Annotated in this window: 19 protein-coding genes, 1 tRNA gene and 1 pseudogene; 16 read left to right on the top strand and 5 right to left on the bottom strand. The window is 41.1% G+C overall.

The genetic code is table 11. The annotated features are described in order from the left end of the window. Positions 1–9: 9 nt before the first annotated feature. Positions 10–597 (bottom strand): annotated as a pseudogene (locus CZ382_RS02065) (NADP-dependent oxidoreductase); the annotation flags it as partial. 295 nt (positions 598–892) lie between these two features. Between CZ382_RS02065 and CZ382_RS02070 the strand changes: the two are divergent. From CZ382_RS02070 to CZ382_RS02090, 4 genes are all read left to right on the top strand, one after another. Further along, the gene (locus CZ382_RS02070; RefSeq protein WP_088049581.1) at positions 893–1396 is read left to right on the top strand and encodes a DNA-deoxyinosine glycosylase; all 504 of its coding nucleotides are present in this window, start codon (positions 893–895) and stop codon (positions 1394–1396) included. Positions 1397–2161: 765 nt separating this feature from the next. Then, a complete protein-coding gene (locus tag CZ382_RS02080; RefSeq protein ID WP_088049583.1) occupies positions 2162–3289 on the top strand; it encodes an RNA-guided endonuclease InsQ/TnpB family protein in 1128 nt (375 codons plus the stop codon). Between the two features lie 464 nt (positions 3290–3753). Then, complete coding sequence (locus CZ382_RS02085; RefSeq protein WP_088049584.1) at positions 3754–5988, top strand: YhgE/Pip domain-containing protein; 2235 nt, start codon at positions 3754–3756, stop codon at positions 5986–5988. 149 nt (positions 5989–6137) lie between these two features. After that, positions 6138–7097 (top strand): alpha/beta hydrolase, encoded by a 960-nt coding sequence (locus CZ382_RS02090; RefSeq protein ID WP_088049585.1) that lies wholly within the window; start codon positions 6138–6140, stop codon positions 7095–7097. A gap of 268 nt (positions 7098–7365) precedes the next feature. Here the strand turns inward: CZ382_RS02090 and CZ382_RS02095 are convergent, their stop codons facing one another. From CZ382_RS02095 to dat, 3 genes are all read right to left on the bottom strand, one after another. After that, positions 7366–9366 carry a S9 family peptidase gene (locus CZ382_RS02095; protein ID WP_088049586.1) on the bottom strand — a complete coding sequence of 667 codons (2001 nt, stop codon included), beginning with the start codon at positions 9364–9366 and terminating at the stop codon, positions 7366–7368. 84 nt (positions 9367–9450) lie between these two features. After that, positions 9451–9954 (bottom strand): DNA topology modulation protein, encoded by a 504-nt coding sequence (locus CZ382_RS02100; RefSeq protein ID WP_088049587.1) that lies wholly within the window; start codon positions 9952–9954, stop codon positions 9451–9453. 73 nt (positions 9955–10027) lie between these two features. Beyond that, positions 10028–10903 carry a D-amino-acid transaminase gene (dat, locus tag CZ382_RS02105; protein WP_088049588.1) on the bottom strand — a complete coding sequence of 292 codons (876 nt, stop codon included), beginning with the start codon at positions 10901–10903 and terminating at the stop codon, positions 10028–10030. A gap of 324 nt (positions 10904–11227) precedes the next feature. Between dat and CZ382_RS02110 the strand changes: the two genes are divergently transcribed. The 11 genes from CZ382_RS02110 to odhB all read left to right on the top strand — a co-directional run bounded on the left by CZ382_RS02110 (position 11228) and on the right by odhB (position 24225). Next, a complete protein-coding gene (locus CZ382_RS02110; protein WP_088049589.1) occupies positions 11228–11917 on the top strand; it encodes a Crp/Fnr family transcriptional regulator in 690 nt (229 codons plus the stop codon). A 385-nt stretch (positions 11918–12302) separates the two neighbouring features. Further along, positions 12303–13565, top strand: coding sequence for a transposase (locus tag CZ382_RS02115; RefSeq protein WP_159457745.1), 1263 nt, complete (start codon positions 12303–12305; stop codon positions 13563–13565). A gap of 225 nt (positions 13566–13790) precedes the next feature. Continuing rightward, positions 13791–13864: transfer RNA gene (locus CZ382_RS02120), tRNA-Gly, on the top strand. A 241-nt stretch (positions 13865–14105) separates the two neighbouring features. Continuing rightward, a complete protein-coding gene (locus tag CZ382_RS02125; protein ID WP_088049590.1) occupies positions 14106–15815 on the top strand; it encodes an ABC-ATPase domain-containing protein in 1710 nt (569 codons plus the stop codon). 22 nt (positions 15816–15837) lie between these two features. Continuing rightward, positions 15838–16059 (top strand): hypothetical protein, encoded by a 222-nt coding sequence (locus CZ382_RS02130; protein WP_088049591.1) that lies wholly within the window; start codon positions 15838–15840, stop codon positions 16057–16059. A 5-nt stretch (positions 16060–16064) separates the two neighbouring features. Continuing rightward, complete coding sequence (gene queG, locus CZ382_RS02135; RefSeq protein ID WP_088049592.1) at positions 16065–17204, top strand: tRNA epoxyqueuosine(34) reductase QueG; 1140 nt, start codon at positions 16065–16067, stop codon at positions 17202–17204. A gap of 23 nt (positions 17205–17227) precedes the next feature. Continuing rightward, a complete protein-coding gene (locus tag CZ382_RS02140; protein ID WP_088049593.1) occupies positions 17228–17752 on the top strand; it encodes a methylated-DNA--[protein]-cysteine S-methyltransferase in 525 nt (174 codons plus the stop codon). Between the two features lie 480 nt (positions 17753–18232). Beyond that, positions 18233–19081, top strand: a complete 849-nt coding sequence (locus CZ382_RS02145) for an amidase domain-containing protein (protein WP_088049594.1) — start codon at positions 18233–18235, stop codon at positions 19079–19081. A gap of 44 nt (positions 19082–19125) precedes the next feature. Next, the gene (trmL, locus tag CZ382_RS02150) at positions 19126–19599 is read left to right on the top strand and encodes a tRNA (uridine(34)/cytosine(34)/5-carboxymethylaminomethyluridine(34)-2'-O)-methyltransferase TrmL (protein ID WP_088049595.1); all 474 of its coding nucleotides are present in this window, start codon (positions 19126–19128) and stop codon (positions 19597–19599) included. Between the two features lie 491 nt (positions 19600–20090). Then, positions 20091–22955: a 2-oxoglutarate dehydrogenase E1 component gene (locus tag CZ382_RS02155; protein WP_088049596.1), complete on the top strand. Its 2865-nt coding sequence runs from the start codon at positions 20091–20093 to the stop codon at positions 22953–22955. After that, on the top strand, positions 22942–24225 hold the full coding sequence (gene odhB / locus CZ382_RS02160; RefSeq protein WP_088049597.1) for a 2-oxoglutarate dehydrogenase complex dihydrolipoyllysine-residue succinyltransferase: 1284 nt from the start codon (positions 22942–22944) through the stop codon (positions 24223–24225). Before CZ382_RS02155 ends, odhB begins: the two co-directional genes overlap by 14 nt. Positions 24226–24354: 129 nt before the next feature. On the opposite strand, the gene CZ382_RS02165 is transcribed toward odhB, so the two are convergent. Next, positions 24355–24780: a hypothetical protein gene (locus tag CZ382_RS02165; RefSeq protein WP_088049598.1), complete on the bottom strand. Its 426-nt coding sequence runs from the start codon at positions 24778–24780 to the stop codon at positions 24355–24357. 292 nt (positions 24781–25072) lie between these two features. Between CZ382_RS02165 and CZ382_RS02170 the strand changes: the two genes are divergently transcribed. Next, a complete protein-coding gene (locus CZ382_RS02170) occupies positions 25073–26362 on the top strand; it encodes an NCS2 family permease (RefSeq protein WP_088049599.1) in 1290 nt (429 codons plus the stop codon). Positions 26363–26504 lie beyond the last annotated feature (142 nt).

Genomic DNA, 26504 nt, shown 5'->3' on the forward strand with positions numbered 1-26504 from the left:
AAAGTTGAGTTTGTAATTAATAAATTTGTCCACACCTAGTTCGTTCAGGAATGCTTCATTTTTTCCACTGGCTGTTGCGGCCACGTATGCTCCAAAATTTTTGGCAATTTGGATCGCAAAGCTTCCTACACCACCAGAACCGGCATGAATTAACACATTGTCACCCGCTTTGATCTCGCAAAAATCGACTAGACATTGCCATGCCGTTAATCCAGCCAAAGGTACCACAGCCGCCTCCGCAAAACTTATATTTTCCGGGATTTTTGCCAACAGGTTTTCATCGACAGCAGTGTATTCAGCGTATGTTCCGTTTGCAGTTGTAGCTGGTCTGGCAAAAACACGATCACCAGTTGTAAAGCTGGAAACATTGTCACCAACCGCTTGAATGATTCCTGCTGCATCCCATCCCAAGATAATCGGAAAATCAAATGGAAGTCTTTCTGTTAAATAGCCTTCCCGAACTTTCCAGTCAATGGGGTTAATCGATGTAGCATATAATTCAACCAACACCTGATTATCCTTAATTTCAGGTATAGGCACATCTCTTTCCTTAAGCTGATCAGCTGAACCATATTGTTCAATTACAATTGCCTTCATCAAAAATACCTTCTTTCCGCGTAATATATCAAAAAATGGATACTTATATTTAGAGGATGTTCAAGAAGTCACTACAAACACTGTTATGGGATCTCCGATTGAAACTGCTCAGTAATCGTAAATAGCAGAAATCAGCTTGTCCCTGTACAAGCCAGATGTCGGGAGCTGCGCTGCCTTGATCTTTAAGCCCTAATCGGTGAACACACACCTGTAGTGTTACCAATTTGTATTAAATAATGCTATCATTGTACTTCCCGTTATAATCATTCCAAAAACATGGAAGGAGTTGTGAAAAATAAAAGAAAAATTAACGTCATTTCCTCCTGTTCTTCCTGCAGATCCAAAAGTGCTTATTCTTGGCTCAATGCCTGGGGGAATGTCACTAGCGAAACAAGAGTATTATGGAAACCCAAGGAATCATTTCTGGGATATACTTTATGAATTATTTAACCAGGCACCGCTTGCCACTTATGATGAAAAACGAAGCTTTGTAAAACAGCATCACATCGCTTTGTGGGACACGATTGGAACGTGTTTTAGGGAAGGCAGTCTGGATGCAAACATAACAGATGAAGAACCGAATGATGTCATTGGCTTAGTAAAGAAGCATTCGAGTGTCCGGTTAATTGCATGCAATGGGACAAAATCCTTTCAAACGTTTAAGAAGTTTTTTGGTGGGGTAAAGTTGCAACATGTTGACGTGATCAAACTACCATCAACAAGTCCAGTACCAGGACGATATACAAAGTCATTTGCTGGTAAGGTAGAAGAGTGGAGCAGGATTTTAACATATTTATGAAGATTATCATGTATCGAACGGATGGTTAACCTTTTGTGGTATAATATTCTTAGAAGGTAGATGTGGAGTCAAAGCATTTAATGTAGTAGAAATGGCTCAATTTCGAAGTATTTTGTTTTGTTGTTGTTTTTTTGAAATAAAGAGAATAGAATAAAAAGGTGAGCCGCAAGCGGCAACTTGCGACTCGGACAGTACTGCAAGGCGCGACGACTTTGTTATAGGGAACGAAAAAAGTAATTATCCCGTTTACGTCATCGACAGGGTGATTACTTTTTTTCTCGGCTGTTGACAACTAACAATATTAGAGTTGAGAACATCAGCATCAACTCAATCGCTTTCTCAATTGGAATCAATTGCTTCAGCCCCTTTCTTAGGGGATAAAAGCCGCCGATTAAAGAAGCTTCCCTATGCAGCTTCAGTGAAGCCCACCCTGCGTTACCTGTCCTCTCCATTATACAATAAAACAATTGGAAAAGCTTGTAATTATTTGAAAATGGTACAATATTCATGGAAATCGGTTAACTACGGTTAAACTACCTATTTATACATATGTCTTTCCACTTATCACCTATAAAACAGCTTTCCAGATAAATGGAAAGCCACACCTGTTACTTAATTTTAACTGCCTTCCGAAAGAAGTCTCCCTCTTCAAGCCTGTTACTGGCAACCCCTAAAGGCTAAGGGGGAGATGAATTTCGGTTTGCTTTAGTAAGATGCTTGCAAACCCCAAACGCATGATCCATAATAGGGTTAGGAGGTGCATTCATGTTACTGAATCAAAAATATGAAATTTTCCCTTCATCTGAACAAATAGAAATACTGGAGACCTGGCTTTCCTATTGTCGGCTAACATACAACTCTGCACTTCTCGACAAACAACGTAAATACAGACAATCGAAGGAATCGTATAGTCGTTTTGACATTCAAAAGCAATTGAAACAAGACAAGCAAGAATGGGAATTCCTAAAAGAAATACCATCACAAGCCTTACAAGAAGTGTTCCGCCGCCTAGACCATGCATTTACCAAATTCTTTCGAAAAGAAGCTAACTACCCTAAACTAAAAAAACACAAGGATTACAACAGCATGACCTTCCCACAATTTGGCTTCAAACCGAATACACATCATCGCTATGCAGCATCTTTTACAGAAAACGGCAAGTTACAACTATCCAAGCTCGGGCAAATTCCTATTCACTTACATCGACCAATGGAAGGCACAATCAAACAACTCCTCATCAAGCGACAAGGCAGTCGCTGGTATGCTATTTTCAGTGTCGAAGGACAAGCATACCCAGCACCAATCAATCGTGATCTTGCAGTTGGCATTGATGTAGGGATAAATAAATACGCAGTTCTGTCCGATGGAAAAAGCTATGAAAACCCTACATTTATTCGTAAAACAGAAAAGAAACGAAAAAGAGCGCAAGCAAAACTTTCTAAAATGAAACGCGGATCGGCAAATTATGCGAAACAAGTGAGCAAAGTCCATTTGTTTTATGAAAAGGTAGCGAATCAGCGAAGAGATTTTTTACATAAATTAAGCTACCATTTGGCGAAAGACTATTCGATCATTGCCGTAGAGGATCTCGAAATCCGTCATATGGTAAAAAATAAACGTTTGTCAAAATCCATTTCCGATGCAGGGTGGGGCATGTTTCGAAACATGCTCTCCTATAAATGTGAACGAAATGGAAGTATCTTGCTAAAAGTCGATCCAGCATTCACGTCACAGGATTGTTCTACATGCGGAACACGAGTAAAGAAATCTCTTTCTATTCGTACGCATATTTGTAAAGGATGTGGAACGATCCTGGATCGTGACCACAATGCAAGTCTTCATATATTGCGTAAAGGAATGGAACAGCTGGATCAGATGGTAGTCATCGACTAAATGAGAACACGAAAAACTGTAGGGCAAGGTTGTGTCCGAACAGTCTAAACAAAGCCTGTGGAGACAATGTAAGACGTCTTAGGAATCCCCTAAGATGCAATGGTCTGTGAAACAGGAAGCCCTACCTTCAAGCATTCCGAAAGGATGATAAGGTGGGGTCATTCAATGGGGGTTGCGATGACTAGAGTTGGGATTCATTTGATGGAGAGACGGCACTTGTAAAACAGAGGCAGGAGGTCAGGGGAAGAGGTCGGGATGGAGGGAACTGTGATTTAACAAGTTCCCTCCATTCCGACCTTTTATAATTTGATACAAATTCCGGCCGATCTTCATACTCCCAAAATAGACAATATTAGGATTATTTTTCCCAGTGGAATTACCTTGAAAATATTGCTATAATACATAGTCATAATAAGCGAAATGAATCGTGGTTCATTTACGACAATCAAATAAGGAAGAGATTTATGAAAAACAGCTTTAGAATCTTTAAAACAGACTTAAAAAATATCGGAACAAATTGGGTAGCTGCCATCTTGATTGGCGGCTTAATCATTTTACCGTCACTGTACGCCTGGTTTAATATTAAAGCGTCCTGGGATCCGTATGGGCAGACAGACCAAATACCAGTCGGAGTGGTAAATGAAGATGCCGGGGCAATGGTTCGCGATCAGGAAATTCATGTTGGCGATGATTTAGTCAAAACGTTAAAGAAAAACGATGATATGGATTGGCAATTTGTCAATCGTGATAAGGCAATGGATAAGGTGAAGTATGGTGATTATTACGCGGTGATTGTGATTCCGAAAAATTTTTCCGAAAAACTAGGTACCGTTATTAGTGACAATCCGGAAAAAGCTAAGGTCGAATATTACGTGAATGAAAAACTTAATGCGGTTGCGCCTAAAATTACCGAAAAAGGTGCAAGCGCGATTGTGGAACAAATCAGCAGTAATTTCATTTCAACCGTTAATGGGGTCATTTTCGACATGTTTAACAAAATTGGAATTGAATTGGAAAGTGACTTGCCTGATATTAAACGATTTGAAAATTATGTTTTTACAATGGAGAAAAAGCTGCCGGAAATTCATCAATTACTAAACGAATCGATGTCTGATGCTACTAGTGCACAGGAAATTGTCAAGAAAGCACAAGGATTAGTTCCTGATGCAAAGCAAGTAACGAATAATGGTTTGCAGACGATTGATGAGACGACAGCCTTTTTAAAAAAAGGTGAAGCGCGTTTAAATGAAATGGCGCCGAAAATTAAACAGGATTTGGAGAAGATTCAGAAAATAGCCGCTGAGGCGAACAATTTTATCAGCAAGGTGCAGGGAACCGATATTGATTTCAGCACTGGTAAAGAAATAAGTGACCAGTTAAACGGGAAAGTAAATGAAGCTATTGAGCGGATTAATACTGTTGAAGAGGCATTGCGTCAATTACAAGCACAAAATAATGAGCAGGGAAAAAATGGCGGTACAGACCAGGAGCAAAACGCTGGTGGAAACCTGGAGGACCCGAACAATCAGCAACCTAATAATCAAAATGAGCAGATTGATAAAGCCTTAGAGGAATTAGAAACATTAAAATCGGGGCTTCAGGAAGCGCAGGGGAACGCCAATAAAATAAATTCATTCATTGAGGATAAAAAAGCAGAGGTCGATAGCGTTATTTCCGATTTGCAGGATATAACAGCAACGACGGCGAAAAACATCGATGCCTTTGTCAAAGAATATAAGGAAAATATTGAACCAACCGTTTTACAAGAGATCGATAGGGCTAAAAATACCTTATCCCAGGCCAGAGGAATTTTAGTCGAAATACAGTCAACCATTCCTGAAGTGGAAAGGATTTTAAATCGTACGGGTGATAACCTTGGTGAAGGAAAAGACACATTGGAACATGTACTTGGTCAATTTCCGTATGTAAATGACAAGGTGAATCAGCTGGCCGATCGTATTCGCGATATTCAGGGAGAAACCGATATTAACGAAATTATTCAGCTGCTGCAAAATGATCCGGAAGCAGAACGTGGTTTTTTTGCCCAGCCGGTTGAGCTTAACGAAAATAAGCTATTCCCAATTCCTAATTATGGAACAGGGATGACACCGTTCTACACGGTACTGGCGATTTGGGTAGGTGCTTTACTGCTTATCTCACTGCTGGCTGTTGATATTAAAAATGCTGAAGCCTATACGATCAGGCAAACTTATTTTGGACGACTTTTCACCTTTATGACGATTGGACTCGTTCAGACATTAATTGTCACGCTTGGTGATCTTTTCTTAATTGCTGTTGATGTAAAGGCGGCCCTTTGGTTTGTACTGTTTGGTCTGTTCGTTAGTATCGTGTTTATGTTAACTGTTTACACACTGGTATCGGTATTTGGCGATGTCGGAAAAGCAGTAGCGATTGTCTTTCTCGTCCTGCAAATAGCTGGATCTGGCGGTACCTACCCTGTCGTTTTGCTGCCTGAATTTTTCCAGACAATTAATCCATTCCTGCCGTTTACCTATGCGGTTGACCTGATGCGTGAGGCGGTAGGCGGGATTGTCTGGGAACGCGCTTATCATGACATATTGTTCCTGGCGATATTCGGTATTGCGGCATTACTATTAGGTACTTTCCTGAAAGGGCCAATTAACAGTAAAACGAAATTGCTGATGAAAAAGTCGAAGGAATCGGGATTATTCCATTAGCATAATTTATAGGAGCAATGGGGGCGAGTAGCTTATGCTGCTCGCTTTTTCACTTTTGCATTGCTAAGAAGTACCAACGTCATTTGGTCAGTAAGAGAGTTGATTTTTTTGCTATAATAGAATAGAGATTTCTAGGGAGGAGATAGCATGTGGAACAAAAAAAAGGCTTAAAAATTGTTATTGGACTTATCATTATCCTATTAATCATAAATATCGCAGCAAGCTTTTATTTTTATAATTTGGCAATTGATCGCAACCAGAAGGATTTCCTCCAGGGCAATAGTGATCTGGAAGTATCTGCTGAAGCAATGGAAGTTTTTATGGATGGCGATTGGCGTACATGGGTAGACAATCAGAAATTTGAAGAATTGGAAATGAACTCTTTCGATGGATTAACACTAAAAGGCTATTTTTTACCAGCGAAGAAACCGACAAATAAAACCGTTATATTAGCACATGGTTATCTTGGGAAAGGTAAGGACATGGGATTGTACGCCCAATATTATTATCAGGAACTTGGGTATAACGTGTTGATGCCGGATGCTCGTGGTCATGGACAAAGTGAAGGAGATTACATCGGATTTGGCTGGCACGACCGTTTAGACTATGTGGATTGGATCGGTTTGCTGATTGACAAATTGGGTCCGGATACTGAAATTGTATTGCATGGCGTGTCGATGGGTGCGGCAACCGTTTTAATGACAAGCGGGGAAGAGCTTCCGAACAATGTTAAAGCTATCGTTTCAGACAGCGCATATACTAGTGTGAAAGAAATGTTCGCCTATCAAATGAAGCGCATGTTTCATATCCCGACATTTCCAGTATTGCCAACAACAAGCCTGGTGACAGATATGAAGGCAGATTACTCATTATCCGAAGCATCTGCGCTGGATCAGGTGAAAAAGGCGGAAGTTCCGATACTTTATTTCCACGGCAATGCCGATTCATTTGTCCCGACGGAGATGTCCAAGGAACTTTATGAAAATACGAAAAGCAATGCCGAACTCATGATTGTTGATGGAGCTGGACATGGGGAATCATTTGTTGTAGACCGCGAGCGTTATGAAAATAAACTTAGCGCGTTTTTGCGTAAATATGTGAAGGAATAAGCAGTCGTATGGCTGCTTATTTTTGTGTGGATTAGGGAAAGAAGGGATAACCCAGCTGGAACATCAACCGGTGGTGGCGAATATCAAACTGGAGAGCGCGAGTATCAACGGGAGGGGCCGAACATCAACCGTAGAGCACTAAACACCAACGGTATAGGGAGAACATCAACCGGAGAGCGGAAATTTCAACCGGAACGAGAGCATACCATATTTTATCTGTACAAAAAGAGCTGGCACATCACACGTGCCAGCTCACCCCAATAAATCTCTACAAATATTTCTCAAACCAACCGCAAATATGATTTAAACGCGCTATTCGCATTTCCGGGTTGCCGCTTCTGCTTAATTCATGATTGGCACCAGGGAAACGGACAAATGCAACTTCCTTCTTCAGATGCTTTAGAGTAATAAATAATTGTTCACCTTGCTCGATTGGACAGCGCAAGTCTTGTTCGCCATGTACGATTAACAGCGGCGTTTCTACATTTTCGGCATATTTCAACGGTGAAAAATCCCATAGCTTGGCGGGATCGTCTAACAAATTTTTGCCAAGTTCCCATTCTGTGAAAAAGTAGCCGATATCACTGACACCGTAGAAGCTTAGCCAGTTACAGATAGAACGCTGTGTAACTGCTGCTTTGAAGCGGTTTGTGTGTCCGACGATCCAGTTTGTCATAAAGCCGCCATAGCTTCCCCCGGTTACCCCAAGCCGATCGTTATCGATAAAGTCATAGTTTTCCAGGGCATAATCGACAGCGGACATTAAATCGGTATAATCACCATTTCCGTAGTTTTTCCGGCATGCGTTCACAAATTCCTGTCCGTAACCATGACTTCCTCTAGGATTGGTGTACAGGACAACATATCCTTTTGCAGCAAGTAATTGCAGTTCATGAAAAAATGTTTGCCCGTACATCGCATGCGGACCTCCGTGAATTTCTAATACAAATGGATATTTTTTATTTTCTTTAAAATCATACGGATGCAGAAGCCAGCCCTCAATTTCCGAGCCATCCTCTGCCGTAATCGTTAATGTCTCCGGTTCACTAAGAGAAACCTCTTCTAAAAGTTCCGCATTGGCATTTGTTAATCGAGTCAGTTCCGTATTTTTCCACTGATAAAAGTTACATGGATTTGTTGGGGTACTGATCCCAAGAATAAATGTATTGTCCACTCCGTTATAGGAAAAACCGAAGACATGATTGTTATCTTTATATAACACCTCCATATTGCCTTTTAAGTCAGCTTGGTAGAGCCCTGTTGTACCGTGATCACTGCCGATAAAGAATAATTTATCCTCAGCAAGCGACCAAACCGGACCTTCCGTCGAGTAACCCATTCGTGAATCGCCAACCATGACATCACCAAGCTGCATATCGACTTTTGAACTTAAACACGTGCGTTCTTTCGTTGCAACATCGAACACATACAGCTCGTTTAATGTCGCCCCACTGTAGGCACATTCATGGCCGAAGCAAGCAATTTTATCACCGCTTGGCGAGAATCTGGCATTGCCGTATGACCCATTTCCATCCGTTAGTTTAATTACATCCTTTGTTGCCAGATTTAACATGAAAAGATCATTTGTTAAAGCATAATCAGCATCATCGTCAAGGTTTGCGGAAAAAAGTATAAGATTTCCATCAGGCGAAATACCCTCAAATCCATGATCGGTATCGTTAACCGTCAGCTGGGTAAAGGTAGCTTTCTCTACATCATAAAGTACTAATTGAGCACGTTTGTCATCATGAAATCCATGTGCATCAGACTTATGCTTTAGACGATCAATGACAATTGGCTCCTTTGCTTGCTGTTCTTTTTCCTTTTGCCGTTCTTCCTTGGTTTGTTCGTGCTGATTCCCAACGTCATCATCCTCTTTCAAGCTAGCGGTAAAGACGATATATTTCCCATCCTTTGACCATTCCGGATTAACGGCACCATTTTTGAAAAATGTCAGTTGTTGTGCCTCGCCGCCGTTTGTTGGAACTACCCAAAGCTGGGACAGCCCGCTCCGTGTCGACTGAAAAACAAGTTTCTTCCCGTCTGGGGAGAACCGTGGATGACTATTTTTGGCGTTAGCAAACGTCCATTGCTTGGGTTCTCCTCCGTTAATTTTTTGCAAAAACAATTGTGATTGGTACTCGTTATCATCATTTACCGTAGCGGAAACAAATGCATATGTATCTTCATTTGGCGCGATTTGCGGGTCACTGTACATGGCAATTTTTGTTAAATCTTCAACGGCTAATGCTCGTTTCACTTTTGGCATAGAAATATCCTCCAATTAATCGTTTTGTTAATTTTAAACTATTTCGAGTTTCGAATCAATTAGAATAATAGAATTTTAGAAATACTAGTTTACGTTTTTCAGAAAGTTCTTTGTTTGTTTTGGACGATTAAAAATATGAATGGTTGTATCTCGCTGCTGATTTAATTTTTGATGAATGATTGGAGCTTTGCTCTTATTAAATTGGTAAACCCATTGAACAAATTCAAGGTCAAGTTTTTCGGGGCAATCCTTTCCAATATCGGGTCGCGTTTTCTTGTGGTATTGAATCCGGCGTTTTACAATTCCATATAAACAGCGAATGGTGCTGTAATGCAGGAAAATGACCGTATCAGCATGTTTGAGCCGAATATCCATTGTTGAACTGTAGTTTCCATCGATAATCCACGTATCCCGATTTATGATATGCTGTTGTGCTTGAACTAATGCTTGACGTTCAATTGGCCGCCACCCTGGCTGCCAGAAGATGGCATCAAGATGATAAACTGGTATATCAAGCTTTTCCCCAAGCTGTTTTGCCAATGTTGACTTGCCTGCACCACCAGAGCCGACAATCATAATTTTTTTCATGGCGTTCCTCCTCATCAATTGTGAACCGAAAACCCCCTTACAAACGTGGCAAGGGGGAATACGCTATGATGTATTAGGTTGTCTGTGTGACCTGATTCGGTAATATTACTGCATCCTTTTCATATTCTGCCTGAAGCTGTTTGGTAGTCGCACCCGGTTTTCCGTCCGCTATTGTTTTTCCATCAACCGAAATGACCGGCATGATTTCCGACGTGCTGCTGGATAAAAATAATTCATCTGCCTGTGCGATATCTTCAACCGAAAATCCTTCCTCATTAAAGGGTATCCCAAGCTTTTTCGCAAATTGTTCAACGCGTATCCGTACACAGCCATGCAAAATGTTGTTTGTTGCCGGATGGGTGAAAATTTCACCGTTTCTAACCAGGTAGACATTAGATGAACTGCACTCGGTTACAAACCCGTCTTTATGCAAAATTGCTTCATAGCAGCCATGTTCTTTTGCTTCTTGTTTTGCCAGAACATTAGGCAGCAGGTTCAAGCTCTTAATATAGCAGTTTTCCCAGCGGACATCACGCTTCGTAATCGTTCCAACACCATTTTTCAAAAACTCCAGGTTACGTGATAATGCTGTTACATATGCGTATACATTAGCTGGAACATCCTCAGGGAATGTGTGCTCTCGTGGGGCTGATCCTCGAGTAGCTTGAAGATATACTTTGGCATCTGTTTCGACCTCATTTTTTTGCAATAACGTGTTTAATAAATTTGTAAGCTCATCTTTGGTAAATGGCAACGCAATTTTCACGGCCTCTGCTGACCGGAACAAACGATTGATGTGCTCCTCAAGCAGGTAGTATTTTCCGTTATAGATACGGATAACTTCGTATACACCATCGCCAAACTGTAATCCGCGTTCTTCATAAGGATACTGCAGTGTGTCACGATGGGTAAATTTCGTTTGCGATAAAATAATTGGATAGTTCGCCATTCTTTCGCCTCCCATAAAAGCATAAGCCTATTCTATATCTTCCCGTTGAACTTGTAAATGAGGAATTAATTTATCACTACACCACAAAGTGTACGTAATCCAAAAAACGGGAGGGTGGGGAGGAAGGGCAAGCTAAAACCGTCACGTCCTGTGCGTCGCAAATCCTAACCGAATGAGGTTTCATTTTATAATTTGAGTGATAAATATCATAGTTTTTGTTTAGCGGCTTCTATATAATGGTATTGATAAAGAAAAGCATTCGTGTTGTTGTTCGGGGATTGCACCTTTTTCCCGTCTATCTTAGGAAAAGGACTGTGATGGCAAATGGAACCTTTATTGCAACGATTGGATAGCCATGATCATGATATGCTGATTGCCAATACAAAACGATTTTCTGTGAAAAAGGGCGAAATGATTTTTACAGAAGGAAGTCGCGCGGATAATTTATATTTTATTCAAAAGGGTAAAATCCGCATTTTTAAGGATCTTGGTGAAAATAAAGAGATAACAGTCTTTATTCGTGGTGAGCAAGATTGCTTCGGTGAGATCGGTATTTTTAGCGGGAAAAAGTACTCAAACACAGCTAAAGCAACAAAGGATAGTATTCTATTATCACTGGAAAGGCAAGGAATTGAAACCATCTTAGGGGAGAACGGGAAATTGGGATTACAGTTCACGAAATGGGTTGCTGAGTCATTGGAAGCAAGCAAAGCCCAAACACGGGATTTTCTCATGTTTGGTTCGGAGGGCGCTGTCGCATCTGTCTTTGTCCGTTTTGCTAACATGTACGGGGTCGTCACCCCGAACGGAGTCCGAATAACCGAGCCGGTCATGATCCGCGATGTCAGCATGTATGTCGGAATTTCCCGAGAAACGGTAAGCCGGATTGTGAACAAATGGAAATCGCAGGGGATACTGACAAATGATAATAAATACTTTTTGGTGAAGGAGATAGGGTATTTAAAAAAATTACTTGCTTGTGATCAATGCGGTGTAGAAAATTGTATATTGTAGGAGGCTGGGACAAAAGTGTTTTTATCAAAGAAAAATCCGAACTATATGATGATTTGTGCATAACCCCGCTCCGGAAATATACTTCGCTAAAGTAGAGCATTGTTCGTTTTTAGAGTTGAACGTTTTAATTATGTCCCAGCCCCTTGTTATTTTCTATAAAAAAACGACAAATTTTTTAAGTTTACCTAAAAATAATGATTGACTTCCAACAAAAAATAGGCATCGAAAAGTTCTAGTGATAAATGAACTTTTTGATGCCTATTTTAACGTTTTTTGTTTAAAATGTACGTCATTTATTGAAAAAGAAAAATAAAAAGCCTCCCTAAATGTGTTAAAATTTTATTGGGTTAAAACAAAATATATGAACACAAAAAGGAGACTCTTTATGTCTAATCATAACACATTTAACCAATCAATTTATACCACAAAACGTTCCATTTTTCATTTTGCGTCCAAATTAACCCAAGGGCTGCAAAAACCCAACAAAAACTTTATCCTGGACATGTTATTTGGACTAGCAAAAGGCAGATCTGTTTTGCTTACTAAAATTGCACGCGCTCTGGAAGAACCCATTGAAGCGATACAAACCGTCAAGCGACTGTCCAATCGCATGGACGAATTTCACGAAACATCCGAGCTGTTGGAGAACTATGAGGAAATGGTAAAACCTTTTCTACAAGAGGAAGATAATCTGGTTTTAGTCGATAATTCCGAGATTGTGAAATCTACTGCCAGTAAAATGGAAGCACTTGGACAAGTGAGAGATGGTTCAACAGGAAAGATAGGCAATGGATATTGGACAACCAACATGATTGCCGTGGCTCCGAAAACAAAGCACCCGATTTCAATTTATTCCCATCTGTACTCCGCCGCCGAAAAGGGATTTGTCAGCGAAAATGAAGAAACATACAAGGGCTTGGATTACGTGAATCAACTTGTAGAGGCAAAGAAGGCAACCTTTGTGATGGATCGTGGGTATGACAATATAGAAGTCATGAAAAAGATCCTCAAGCAGAAAAATAACTTTATCATTCGTTTGAAGAAAAATCGGAATTTATTGTACCAGAATAAAAAATTCCCTGTACACAACTTAGCGATCAGAAGGAAAGGGAAAATCAATTTTCGTTCTGAAATAAAGGGAACCGTATATGATTTGAAAGTCTCTCATCTTACTGTGGAAATTCCTTCGCTAAAGGGTCAAAAATTCACTATGGTTGTGGTGTATGGATACGGAAAAGAGCCGATGGTGCTGCTTACAAATAAACGGGTTCAAAAAAAGGAAGAGGTCCTGTCTATTTTGAAAGCTTATATTACTAGATGGCGTATCGAAGAAATGTTTCGCGTTCAAAAGCAGGAATTTGACTTAGAAAATGTTCGGGTTCGTACATTGCCAAGACTGAAAAGAATGTTTTTACTCGTTTCCATTATGATAACGTTTATGACGCTGAAAGTAGAAAAGCAGAATGGATTTTTCCATGACGTGATTGAACGGGCAAAAGGGATTAAAGCAAAGGATAAAATTAAGATGTTTCTATATCGTTTTTCAGCGGGGATGGAAGCCATATTGATAAAAGACAAACATGGCATTCGGCATTTTAAATACATAGAGAAACCAGTAAGTTCACGGCAGCTAACATTACAACTCTGAATTTATTAATTGAATAGTAAGAAAAAACATACTGATAAGTATGTCTATTTGTGCTGGTTAAAAATTTGCTTCCTTCAATAAAAACGAAAAAAAACCTTCTAAAGGACTCTTAAGGTGAAATAATTCCGTTTTATGCGGCGAAAAAAGGTAAACTTAAAACAAATTTCTCTTGATTCATGGCGAGTCAGTTGGTATAATAAAAAATGCATTGAAAAAATGCGGAATGCGGGTGTAGTTTAGTGGTAAAACCTCAGCCTTCCAAGCTGATGATGAGGGTTCGATTCCCTTCACCCGCTCCATACATATGTCATAACGCAGTGTTTCGTTATTTAATATACGAAGCGTTGCGTTTTTTATTGTTTAAGAAATTGGATAGTCGAGAGGGGCCGCGTCCAGCTCCAGCGGATAGTGTGCTTTACATATAACGGTGCGACTGTTACATCTGAGTATCCCGCGGTTATAATTAGCCGCATTACTTGAATAAAAGGCTTCCCAGATAGTATTCTTAAGGAATAAATATTAAAATATTGAGGGATTTACATGAAAAATTTAATGCAACAGTTAAAACAACTTGATGGAAAAGGGTATAAGGCGTACAAAAGTCTACAAGGGCACTACAAATACGACCGTTTTAGCCTTTACATTGATTATGTGCAAGGAGATCCTTTTGCTTCACCATCAAAAATTCGTATCGTTGTGCCACCACAACAACGTTCCATAAAAGAGGAATGGATAGAAACGTCCTATCGTAAAGTGGCAGCAGAAGATGCAATTGCGCGAACAGTAGGGAGAGCAGTTGCTGGAGGCAGACTTCAGGTGAAAGGATCTGGCAAGAGCGGGGCAATTCTGTTTGATACACCGGGTCAGGAAATACTGGAAAGAAGTGCCGTTCAGATCGATTCAGCTAGTACAACGATTTGTATCTCGGTTGGTTTACCTGCGAATGGGAGACGAATAAACGGCAGGGAAGCGGAAAAGTTATTTGCGCAAGTGATTCCTTCTATTATGCAAAAATCGATCTTTACCATTACCGATCAAGAAATTGAACGGGCTGTGCAATTGGCCGATCAGCAGGAAGCGATTCGGGTCGAAATGCGGGATCAGGGCTGGGTTGCCTTTATTGCTAATGGCGCAAGTTTGCCAAGAGAGAGCGGTGTAAGCAATCGTCCACTTAAACAGGCGGTTCCGTTTCAAAGTCCGGAAGAAAATGAAGTTGCGATCAGCATCCCGCACCGAACAGAACCGATCACTGGAATGGCTATCAAAAAAGGAATCACCTTAATTGTTGGTGGTGGCTATCATGGTAAAAGTACGGTTCTGGAAGCAATTGAACGTGGGGTTTACTCCCATACGAAGGGTGATGGGCGTGAATTTGTTCTTACCGATCCAGATGCGGTAAAAATTCGTGCAGAGGATGGCCGTCAGATTACCGGGGTAAACATTTCGCCATTTATTTCGAACCTGCCACATAAACAGGACACACAATTTTTCTCAACAGAAAATGCAAGTGGCAGTACGTCACAAGCAGCAAATGTAATGGAAGCACTAGAGGCTGGTGCGACAACATTACTGATCGACGAGGACACGAGTGCAACCAACTTTATGATTCGGGATCATCGCATGCAACAGTTGGTGAAACAAGAACAGGAGCCAATTACACCTTTTATTGACAAGGTGAAACAAATGCGTGATCAGCTTAATATCTCGACCATCCTCGTAATGGGAGGTTCCGGTGATTATTTTGCAGTAGCCGATGAAGTGATGATGATGGATGAATATGTGCCGCATAATGTAACGGAGAAGGCTAAGGCAATTATGGAGCAATATCCAATGGAGCGGAATCATGCCAATACCGGAAAGTTTGGTGTTATCTCGGATCGGCGTTTAAAGCAGAGCAGTCTGCAAACACAAAAAGGAAAGCGGGCCAAAACGCAGGCAAAAGGGTTAACCAAAATCCTGATGGGAAGAACAGAAATTTCATTTGGTCAGACCGAACAATTGACAGACGCATCACAAACCCGGATGATTGCCGAGATAATTTCCTATTTGGACCGGACGAATGGATTGGAAAAGGCAGGTTCTTTAGCGGAATTGCTTACGACAATAGAGCGAAAAATAGATCATAATGGGTTGGCTTCATTTACAGCATTTCCAAACCAGCATCCCGGTGATATTGCCCGCCCACGCAAATATGAAATTGCTGCCGTATTGAACCGAATCCGGACATTGAAGGTAAGCCAACTGGATTAGGGCGGTTCACTGCCGGGGTTACGTGGTTACTGTTGATATAATGCAATTTACTGTCGATGTTCCGAGTTTAACTGTCGATATTCAGTGCTTTACTGTTGATATTGCCAGTTTAACTGCCGATATTACCCGGTTCACTACGGATATACTTGCGCAATTTACTGCCGATGCAACACAGTTCACTATCAACGTTAAGGAATTGGAATTGGGAATGGTATGGGATCTATGTACAAGAAAGAGGAAGTGAGTTCAATGGATGTAGGACAGCTGAAACAAGAAATAGTTGCATACAGCAAGGAAATAGGCATCGATAAAATTGGCTTTGCTTCTGCCGATGTGTTTGGAGAATTAAAAGAACGGCTCAAACGTCAGCAAACTCTCGGCTATCAATCCGGGTTTGAAAAGGGATCGATCGAGGAACGGACCGAACCAAAGCGATTATTGCCGGAAGCACAATCGATCCTGTCCATTGCCATTGCTTACCCCTCACGTATGAAGAACGCACCAAAGGGAACCAGGGAGGAGCGTCGCGGGATTTTTTGCCGGGCATCCTGGGGAACCGATTATCATGTTATTTTAAGGGAGCGCCTGGAGAAACTGTCCGCATTTATTGAGGAAAAGGTTCCAGAGGCCTCCACTAAAGTGATGGTGGATACAGGCGAGCTTTCGGACCGTGCGGTGGCTGAGCGAGCAGGTATTGGTTTCAGTGGTAAAAATTGTGCCATCATTACGCCCGAGTTTGGCTCTTATGTTTACCTTGGTGAATTAATCACAAATATCCCGTTTATCCCGGATTCACCGGTTGAGGATAGCTGTGGAGATTGCCGCAAGTGTCTTGATGCTTGTCCAACCGGAGCACTTGTTCAGGGCGGGCAGTTAAATGCTCAGCGCTGTTTATCATTTTTAACCCAGACAAAAGGATTTTTGGCCGATGAATTCCGCGTGGAGCTTGGCAACCGTGTATATGGCTGTGATACATGCCAGCAGGTTTGTCCGAAAAATAAACAAATGGATTTTCATCTTCACCCCGAAGCTGAACCACAACCGGAAGCTGCCAAACCGAAGCTGAAACCGATGTTACGCATATCGAATCGGGAATTTAAGGAGACGTTTGGTCATATGGCTGGTTCCTGGCGTGGGAAGAAGCCCATTCAGCGAAATGCGATAATCGCACTTGCACATTTTAAAGATGAAACAGCTGTAGACGAATTAGTTGCAGTGATGAACAATGATCCGCGTCCGGTCATTCGCGGAACTGCAGCGTGGACACTTGGGAAAATTGGCACGGATGAAGCAATTACAGCAATTAAGGAAGCAATGGAAAAGGAAACTGATGATCAGGTTTTGTTCGAAATGGAGAAAGGGTTAGATTTCCAGAAGAACAGATACTAATGATAGAAAAGGGGGGAATAAATATGGGAGAAACAAAGCTGTATTACGACGAAATGGTTTCACCAGTCGGTTCATTATTAATCATTAGTGACGGCCAAAGAATCGTTCGGATCGATTACGGCTCAATGGCCGATTTGGAAACACAGCTGGAAAAGTGGGGGGATCGTTATTTTGACCATCCGGTGTTTGTACAGGATGCAAAGAAAGTGAACCATGTAAAAGAACAGCTTCAGGCGTATTTTCAACGTAAAAGTCAGGAATTTTCGTTCAATTTTGCTTTTCACGGAACCCCATTTCAGCAAAAAGTCTGGCAGGCTCTATATGATACGATTCCATATGGTGTAACGAAAACATATAAGGATATTGCTGTAACAATTGGCAATCCGAAAGCAGTGCGGGCAGTCGGCGGGGCAGTCAATAAGAACCCGTTCTCAATTGTTGTACCGTGCCACAGGGTAATTGGTACAAACGGGAAAATGGTCGGGTACAATGGTGGACTGGATAAAAAAGAGTATTTGCTGCAGCATGAACAAGTTTTGCTAGTGTGAATAATTCTAAGGTATTATTTTTGGAGTTAACAACATTCAGGAAAACGGAAGCATTGTTCGGGATTCAAGTTTAAGAGGATGTTCAAAAAGTCCGGTGAAAATGACACTTCGAGATAAGGGGATCTTCGACTAAATTCCGACACGTCCTGTGTCGAACGTCGAAGTCACCACATCCTGTGGAAGCTCGTTGGCTTGTTTCTCCGCTGCTCATGTATCTAATTGTATAGGGGACCTTCTGCTAAAACCACCCACGACAATCGCCAACAGCAGAAGTCAGCACTTCCTGTGCAAGGTGAGCTGCTCGAAACTACGCCGCCTTGAACTGTGACTACTGGACGTGCTAGTGTCGGCGTTGCAACAGGACGCCCGAGAACTTAGCCGACCTCGGTCCTTTTCATCCTCCTTTTTGAACACACTCTTTAAAAATCAATTCTTGAGACAACCTTTCTCTCCATATATATGTAATGGAGGGGATTTTTTATGGAAATAGTAAAGGATTGGTGGGTTGATTTCTTTCAATCAGAAGTTACGCATGAAGAATGGTGGAGGCGGAAAAAAGATTTATGCAAAGAGCGGGGAGTAGAAATTAGCCGCATTCAGGGGAATGGACATATTTTCCAGGAGTTGCGTTATGATCGGGGATCAACCTTTCAATATAATTTGCATGTATCCTATTTAATGAAACAAGGGGAATATTTTTACCGTGAAGAGCAAGTAGTACCGTTCCAATTTCGAATTAGCAGCGATCAAAAGATTGAACATCTGCCCCTTGACCGAAAGCTTGAAAATACCGGTGAAAATAAGATACTGCCATCTGACGGGGAACGAGATTTGGAGGAACATCGCTTTTCTTATGATAGGTTAGCTGCAGTGAAATATGCAGAACGTTGGTGGAACAGCTATAATCCTGCTTTTCGCACATTTACTGTCGATTGTACAAACTATATTTCGCAGTGTCTTTATGCTGGAGGGGCGCCAATGCGGGGGGCACCAGACAGGGGGAACGGGTGGTGGTACCAAAATGACAATTGGAGTTTCAGCTGGGCAGTAGCTCATTCGCTTCGCTGGTATTTAAGCGGTTCAACAAAGGGTTTAAAAGGGAAAGAAATGGAATCAGCTGAGGAGCTAATCCCTGGTGATGTGATTTGCTATGATTTTGAAGGGGACGACAAGTGGAATCACACGACAATTGTCGTGGCGAAGGATGCGTATGGAATGCCGCTTGTCAATGCCCATACAGATAACAGCCGCAACCGGTATTGGTCGTACGAAGATTCAACTGCATGGACGCCGAATATCAACTATAAGTTTTTCCGCATTGGCGAGTAGTGGTATAATAATCTTCGTATTTAACAAGGTAAGGAGAATGAATTGTGAGTTTACACGTTGTTTTATATCAGCCAGAAATTCCAGCAAATACAGGAAATATAGCTAGAACATGCTTAGCAGTAGGTGCAACACTACATTTAATCCACCCGCTTGGATTTTCTACCGATGATAAAATGGTAAGGCGGGCTGGACTCGATTATTGGAAACATGTAGATATTCGGGAATACGATTCACTCGAAGCATTATACCGGACATATCCAGATGGTAACTTTTACTATATTGAAAACTTCGGAAAAAAATATTACACGGATTATGATTATAGTAATACGGCGGAAGACCTGTTTTTTGTATTTGGCAGGGAAACGAACGGAATTCCCAAAAACTTGTTAGAGGGAAAAGAAGATAAATGTTTACGAATTCATATGACTGATAAGGTACGGTCACTGAACTTATCCAATACTGCAGCAATTATTGTGTATGAAGCGTTAAGACAACAAGGGTTTCATGGCTTGAAATAAAAAGCTGCTCCGCTATAAAACGGGGCAGCTTTCTTTTTATTGTTTTGTTGGTTTCCCGGGCTTTGCTTCATAACCTGAAGTAAAGCAAGATACAATAAATGTAACAATAACTCCCATTAACAATGCCATTTTCATGTTCTGTTGCCTCCCTTTTATAACTGTATGTAAAAAGATTATCGTTAATTAATATGTCCTTATTATACCGAATAATTTTCCGGATGTGAACTATTTGCGGGGATAGTTATAAAAAATCCGAAGAGACAAATGAAAAACATCTCTAAATCGGGTTTTATCTTATATAACCTGACCTTTCTTTTTTACAAAATATCGACATTTAAAAAGTTTAACCGCTGATGGTGTCTTATATTGTTTATCGGCATAAAATAGGGTATATTAGTTGATGAAGTCATTCGACCGTTCTATAATGGATACGGAATGTGATAATACCGTTACGAAACGGAGAAAGTTAACTGCTAATGGGGGTATAAGACGTGGCACAGAATGAAGAATCGAGTGAGAGATTCTGGGGAAAATTTTATGGTCCTAACATGGGGTATATTGAAGAACAATATGACTTATACAAAGAGGATCCTGAAGCTATTGATTCATCTTTACGAGAACTTTTTGAACAGCATGGAGCCCCCAACTGGACGCATTATACGAATGGTGCAGCAGAAACATCAGCAGCATCACCTTCCATAAGCGATGTGAAAAAACTGACCTCAGCAATGAAACTTGTTGAGGCTATTCGTCGTTATGGACACTTGGAAGCTGATATTTATCCGGTTGGACGCGATAAAAACCGAAAGTCAGACATTGTCAATCCGAAAACCTATGGATTATCAGAAGAGGATTTAAAAAATATCCCGGCATCATGGTTATGGGAGGAAGCACCGACTGGTGTCGACAATGGATTTGAAGTTATGGAGCAATTGAAAAAATATTATTGCGGTACAATAACGTTTGAATATGATCATGTCAACAATGATGACGAACGTAAATGGCTATTGGAACGAATCGAATCTGGAAAGTACCAACTATCGCTTTCAGACGAAGAAAAGAAACATTTACTGGAGCGTCTTGCCCATGTAGAAGGTTTTGAAGGATTTTTACAAAAAACGTTTGTTGGACAAAAGCGCTTTTCGATTGAAGGCTTAGAGGTAATGATTCCAATGCTGGACCAAATTGTGAAGCATGCGACATCCGACAAAATTGAACATATTATGATGGGGATGGCACACCGTGGTCGGCTAAGTGTATTGTCACATATTTTGGGAAAACCGTACGATAAGATTTTTTCCGAATTTCATCATTCACCGGATAAGGAATTGATTCCTTCAGAAGGTTCAACTGGGATTAATTATGGCTGGACTGGTGATGTAAAGTATCACTTCGGGGCAACAACGGAAGTGAAGGACAGTGAAGAAATGTCCACCCATATTACGTTGGCGCACAATCCGTCTCATTTGGAATTTGTCAACCCGGTTGTTCAAGGATTTACCCGTGCAGCACAGGATACTCGTTCGGAAAAAGGATATCCAAAACAGGACGTTAACAAGGCGTTTAATGTGTTAATTCATGGGGACGCCGCCTTTATTGGGGAGGGAGTTGTCGCTGAATCGCTGAATTTAAGCGGGCTGCCTGGTTACCATACAGGCGGGACACTTCATTTAATTGCAAATAACCTTGTTGGCTATACAACAGACCAAAGAGATGGACGCTCAACCCGATATGCAAGTGATTTGGCAAAAGGCTATGAAATCCCGATTATTCATGTGAATGCGGATGATCCAATTGCCTGTGTATCGGCAATGAATCTTGCTTATGAATACCGTAAAGAGTTTCATAAAGACTTTTTGATTGATTTGGTTGGCTACCGTCGTTATGGCCATAACGAAATGGATGAGCCAAGAACAACACAACCACAGCTCTATCAAGATATCGATAAACACCCAACCGTTGCACAGGTTTTTACTGATGTATTAACGAGGGATGGCATTATTGAGGAAGGAAGCCTGGCAAAAATAAAAGATCAGGTAGAAAGCAGTTTGCGTGACATTTTTGACAGTATGAGAGAAAACGACACCGGTGAAGCGGAAGCAAAATGCATGCCCAAAGCGTTAACAAATGATATCGACCAATTTGATACAGCTGTCCCACTTGAGCAATTGAAAGCATTAAATAAAGGATTGTTGAAACGCCCAGAAGGATTTACCGGATTCAAGAAGCTGGAAAAAATCCTGAAGCGGCGTGAAAATGTCCTGGAGGAAGGCAATAAAGCCGACTGGGGTGCTGGCGAAGCGTTGACATATGCTTCCATTTTACAGGACGGGATTCCGGTCCGGCTAACAGGGCAGGACTCAGAGCGGGGGACATTTGCCCATCGTCATATTGTGTTACATGATGTGAAGAAGCAGGATTCCTATTGCTTAATGCATGGTCTGGATGAGGCCAAAGCATCTTTTGATATTCGGAACAGCCCGCTTTCAGAAGCAGGAGTTTTAGGCTATGAATATGGGTATAGTGTTCAATCACCGAATACATTAGTGCTGTGGGAAGCACAATTTGGTGATTTTGCCAATGCGGCCCAAGTTATTTTTGATCAGTTTATTTCGGCAGCCCGGGCAAAATGGGGCGAGAAATCAAACATGGTTATTTTGCTGCCGCACGGATATGAAGGTCAAGGACCGGAGCATTCCAGTGCCCGTTTGGAAAGATATTTGCAGTTGGCCGCAGAAAACAACATCATTGTAGCCAATGTTACATCATCCGCACAGTTCTTCCATTTGATTCGTCGTCAGGCGGCAATGCGCGGACGTGAGGAAGCAAGACCGCTTATCCTAATGACACCGAAAAGTCTTTTGCGTAATCAGCGTGTTGCATCGAGTGCTGAGGAATTTTCGGAAGGGAGATTCCAGGCGTTACGCTCACAGCCTAATTTAAAAGTGAGCAAGGAGGATGCGAAACGCTTGCTGATCGGAAGCGGAAAAGTAATGGTGGACATTGAGGAGGCTCTTGATAAATCAGAAGAAAGCTTTGACTGGTTACGGGTATTAAGACTAGAGCAAATTTATCCTTTCCCTGAGGAAGAATTAGCAAAAGAATTAGCAGAAATGCCAAACGTTGAGGAAATCGTTTGGGTACAGGAAGAACCAAAAAACATGGGAGCTTGGGACTTTGTTGATGATTATTTACGTGATTTGCTAAAAGACGGTCAAACTTTACGCTATATTGGCCGGCCTGATCGTGCAGCCCCTGCAGTTGGCGAACCGAATGTGCATAAAACAGAACAAAACCAAATCGTCCGTGAAGCAATCAATGAATCAATAGGAGGAGATTCCAGTGAAAGAAATTAAGATTCCAGAACTAGCTGAGTCCATCACAGAAGGCACAATCGCTGAATGGTTAGTAAAAAAGGGTGACAAAATCGAGAAGGGCGATCCGGTAGTTGAACTGGAGACCGACAAAGTAAACGTCGAAGTAAACGCTGATTCTGCAGGTGTACTTGTTGAGATTGTCGCGAGTGAAGGTGATGATGTCGAAGTAGGGGATGTTATCGCAAAAGTAGATGAAAATGGAGAAGCTGGCGGTGATGCTTCAGGGGAAAAAGCAGAACCAAAAGCAGAAGAAAAAACAGAAGAAAAAACAGCACCAAAAGAAGAACCGAAACAAGCAGCACCAAAGCAGGATGAAAAGCAGGAAGAAACAAAATCGGACAATACCCAAGGTGTTATCGCATCACCTGCAGCTAGAAAACGGGCTCGTGAATTAAACATTGATCTTAGCCAGGTAAGTACACGCGACCCGCTAGGCCGGGTTCGCCCTGAAGATGTTGAAGCAGCAGCCAAAGGTGGAAATGAACAAAAACAGGAAAAACCTGCTAAAACAGCAACACCTAAAAATACGGAGAAAACGGAATTTGACAAACCTGTCGAACGGATAAAAATGTCACGACGCCGGCAAACAATTGCTAACCGTCTTGTTGAAGTGCAGCATGAAGCAGCAATGTTGACGACGTTTAATGAAGTAGACATGACTGCGGTTATGAAGCTCCGCAGCCAGCGTAAAGAAAACTTTATTAAAAAACATGATGTCAAACTTGGATTTATGTCGTTCTTTACCAAAGCAGTAGTTGGCGCTCTGAAAGAATTTCCACTAATTAACTCGGAAATTCAAGGTAATGAACTAGTGTTGAAAAAATTCTATGATATTGGTATTGCAGTATCAACAGATGAAGGTCTCGTTGTACCAGTTGTTCGTGATGCGGACCGATTAGACTTCGCTGGTATTGAGCGCGAAATCGGCAATTTGGGGCAGAAGGCAAAAAACAAACAATTATCGTTAAATGATCTGCAGGGCGGTACATTTACGATTACGAACGGCGGAACATTCGGCTCCATGATGTCAACACCTATTTTAAATGCACCGCAAGTTGGTATCCTTGGAATGCACAATATCGTTAAACGGCCAATGGTTATGCCGGATGATACCATCGAAGTGCGGCCAATGATGTACCTTGCTTTATCGTATGACCACCGTGTTGTTGACGGTAAAGAAGCAGTCCAATTCCTGGTACGCATTAAACAGCTTTTGGAAGACCCTTACGATTTGTTGTTGGAAGGATAATATATAAAAGCCTCACTTTGTGGTACAGGGTGAGGCTTTTTGTGTTTTATGGTAATTTACTCGGAAAGCTATATGTGGGAATAGATGACATAGTTGAATACTAATTTGTTGTAACTCTTTTTAACAACTTTATATCAGCTTGCATTTCGGAGACTTCTCTTTTAGCCCTTCTATATCGGGTTTCATTTCTGCTTTTTTTCCGGTCTGCTTTTTGATTAGCTGTACATCATTTTGCGTGGACTTCAAATGATTAATGGTCATTGCGTGATTGGTCTTGATCAATGTGTGGTTCATTTCAACGAATTCATGAAGATTTTTGATTTTTAGTTGTATATTGCTAAATTCTTTTTTCGTTGTTTGCTCGAATGATTTAAATCTGCTCTCATATGAATCGAATTTACTTTCAAAAGCGCCAACCCTTGTATCAAGGGAATCGAATTTACTATCAAAAGTATCAACTTTTCCATCAAGAGAATCAACTTTTCCTTCAATAGAATCCAATCTCGTGTTTATCTTATTAATTTGCTCCAATACTATTTGTAAATCTTTGCCCATATTATACGACCACCCTTCTATATATTATTTCATGTTAGTAGACCCCGATAGTTGGGGTATATTCTATTATACCATGTTTGCCAAATTGGTCATGAAGTTAAATTTTAATTTCTCACTAAAGAACACTACTTAAAATTGAATTTTCACATAGAGAAAATGGTATTTTTGGATAACTATTTACATTGGAAATACAATTTTACATAAATTTATTTCTGATCTATTGCAAAAACCAATAAAAACGAATAATATATTAAGTGTTGATTGAAATTATTCGTGATTGTAGGTGTAACAGATGGATAAATTATTTAAACTAAAGCAAAACAATACAAATATCCGAACAGAGATAGTTGGTGGCGTGACAACATTTCTTACCATGGTTTATATTATCGTTGTTAATCCGGCAATTCTTTCTTCTGCAGGAGTCCCTTTTAATCAAGTGTTTATGGCTACCGTTATTTCCGCAGTAGTTGGAACGTTGTGCATGGCATTTTTTGCAAATTATCCAATTGCGATTGCTCCGGGAATGGGGATGAATGCGTATTTTGCCAGTGTTGTTGCCACACAGGGTTTATCGTATCAAGTTATATTTGGAACGGTATTTCTAGCAGGTATTATTTTTATGTTATTAAGCTTTACCACATTGCGCGAAACATTAATCGAAGCAATTCCGTCATCATTGAAATTTGGGATTACATCAGGGATTGGCTTGTTTATTGCTTTTTTAGGGCTGAAAATGTCGGGAATTGTTGTGCCAAATGAAACCAATATGGTTGGTTTTGGCGATTTGCATGCCCCTGGAACCTTATTAACACTAGCCGGATTGTTTATTACGCTAATCCTGATGACCTGGAAGGTGAAGGGTGCATTGTTTATTGGCATGATCGCAACAGGGGTGATTGGCTTTTTTACGGGGCAATTAAAGTTTGCTGGGGTTGTTTTAGCACCGCCAGTACCAGTATTTTTTGATATGGATATTGCTGGTGTATTTAGTAATGGACTGTATACCATTGTGTTTGCCTTTTTACTTGTTACCATTTTTGATACAACAGGTACACTAATTGGCGTGGCTGAACAAGCTGGTTTTATGAAAAATGGCAAGCTGCCACGTGCGAAAGCAGCACTCATGGCTGATGCGACTGCCACTACGATTGGATCGATGTTTGGGACAAGTCCTTCAACTGCCTATGTCGAATCGACTTCTGGTGTGGCGGCGGGTGGTAGAACTGGTTTGACGTCCGTAGTTATAGCAATTCTTTTTGCCATATCGATATTTTTTACGCCGATCATTGGGGCAATTGCCAATCTGTCCGCCATTACAGCCCCCGTTTTGATCATTGTCGGATGCTTCATGATGGAGGGGCTGGCACGAATTGACTGGAAGACGTTTGATGAAGCATTCCCAGCATTTGCGATTATTTTAACGATGCCATTGACGTCAAGTATTGCAACTGGAATATCAATCGGGTTTATTACGTATCCATTATTGAAATTAGTTAGCGGGAAAGGGAAGGATGTTCACTGGATTCTATATTTGTTCGGGATTATTTTTGTGCTGCAAATGATCTTTTTCCCCGCGCATTAACAAGTAATATATGAAATCGAGAAAGACCTCAGTTACGTGTACTGGGGTCTTTTGCTGCTCCATTTACTAAAAAAGCCGGGATAGGGGACAACTAACTGCATTGATAATTTTAATTGTATTTTAACTTGCATGACGTCTGACA

The organism is Virgibacillus dakarensis, from assembly GCF_900155625.1.
GTDB classification, from domain to species: Bacteria; Bacillota; Bacilli; order Bacillales; family Amphibacillaceae; genus Lentibacillus_C; species Lentibacillus_C populi.

Excerpts from the sequence above, each read along its gene's own strand:
- CZ382_RS02145 (WP_088049594.1), top strand. The coding sequence starts at position 18,233 with ATGGAAATAGTAAAGGATTGGTGGGTTGATTTCTTTCAATCAGAAGTT.
- CZ382_RS02115 (WP_159457745.1), top strand. The coding sequence starts at position 12,303 with ATGTCTAATCATAACACATTTAACCAATCAATTTATACCACAAAACGT.
- CZ382_RS02100 (WP_088049587.1), bottom strand. The coding sequence starts at position 9,954 with ATGAAAAAAATTATGATTGTCGGCTCTGGTGGTGCAGGCAAGTCAACA.
- CZ382_RS02080 (WP_088049583.1), top strand. The coding sequence starts at position 2,162 with ATGTTACTGAATCAAAAATATGAAATTTTCCCTTCATCTGAACAAATA.
- CZ382_RS02095 (WP_088049586.1), bottom strand. The coding sequence starts at position 9,366 with ATGCCAAAAGTGAAACGAGCATTAGCCGTTGAAGATTTAACAAAAATT.
- CZ382_RS02085 (WP_088049584.1), top strand. The coding sequence starts at position 3,754 with ATGAAAAACAGCTTTAGAATCTTTAAAACAGACTTAAAAAATATCGGA.
- CZ382_RS02110 (WP_088049589.1), top strand. The coding sequence starts at position 11,228 with ATGGAACCTTTATTGCAACGATTGGATAGCCATGATCATGATATGCTG.
- dat (WP_088049588.1), bottom strand. The coding sequence starts at position 10,903 with ATGGCGAACTATCCAATTATTTTATCGCAAACGAAATTTACCCATCGT.
- CZ382_RS02125 (WP_088049590.1), top strand. The coding sequence starts at position 14,106 with ATGAAAAATTTAATGCAACAGTTAAAACAACTTGATGGAAAAGGGTAT.
- queG (WP_088049592.1), top strand. The coding sequence starts at position 16,065 with ATGGATGTAGGACAGCTGAAACAAGAAATAGTTGCATACAGCAAGGAA.
- CZ382_RS02165 (WP_088049598.1), bottom strand. The coding sequence starts at position 24,780 with ATGGGCAAAGATTTACAAATAGTATTGGAGCAAATTAATAAGATAAAC.
- CZ382_RS02140 (WP_088049593.1), top strand. The coding sequence starts at position 17,228 with ATGGGAGAAACAAAGCTGTATTACGACGAAATGGTTTCACCAGTCGGT.
- CZ382_RS02170 (WP_088049599.1), top strand. The coding sequence starts at position 25,073 with ATGGATAAATTATTTAAACTAAAGCAAAACAATACAAATATCCGAACA.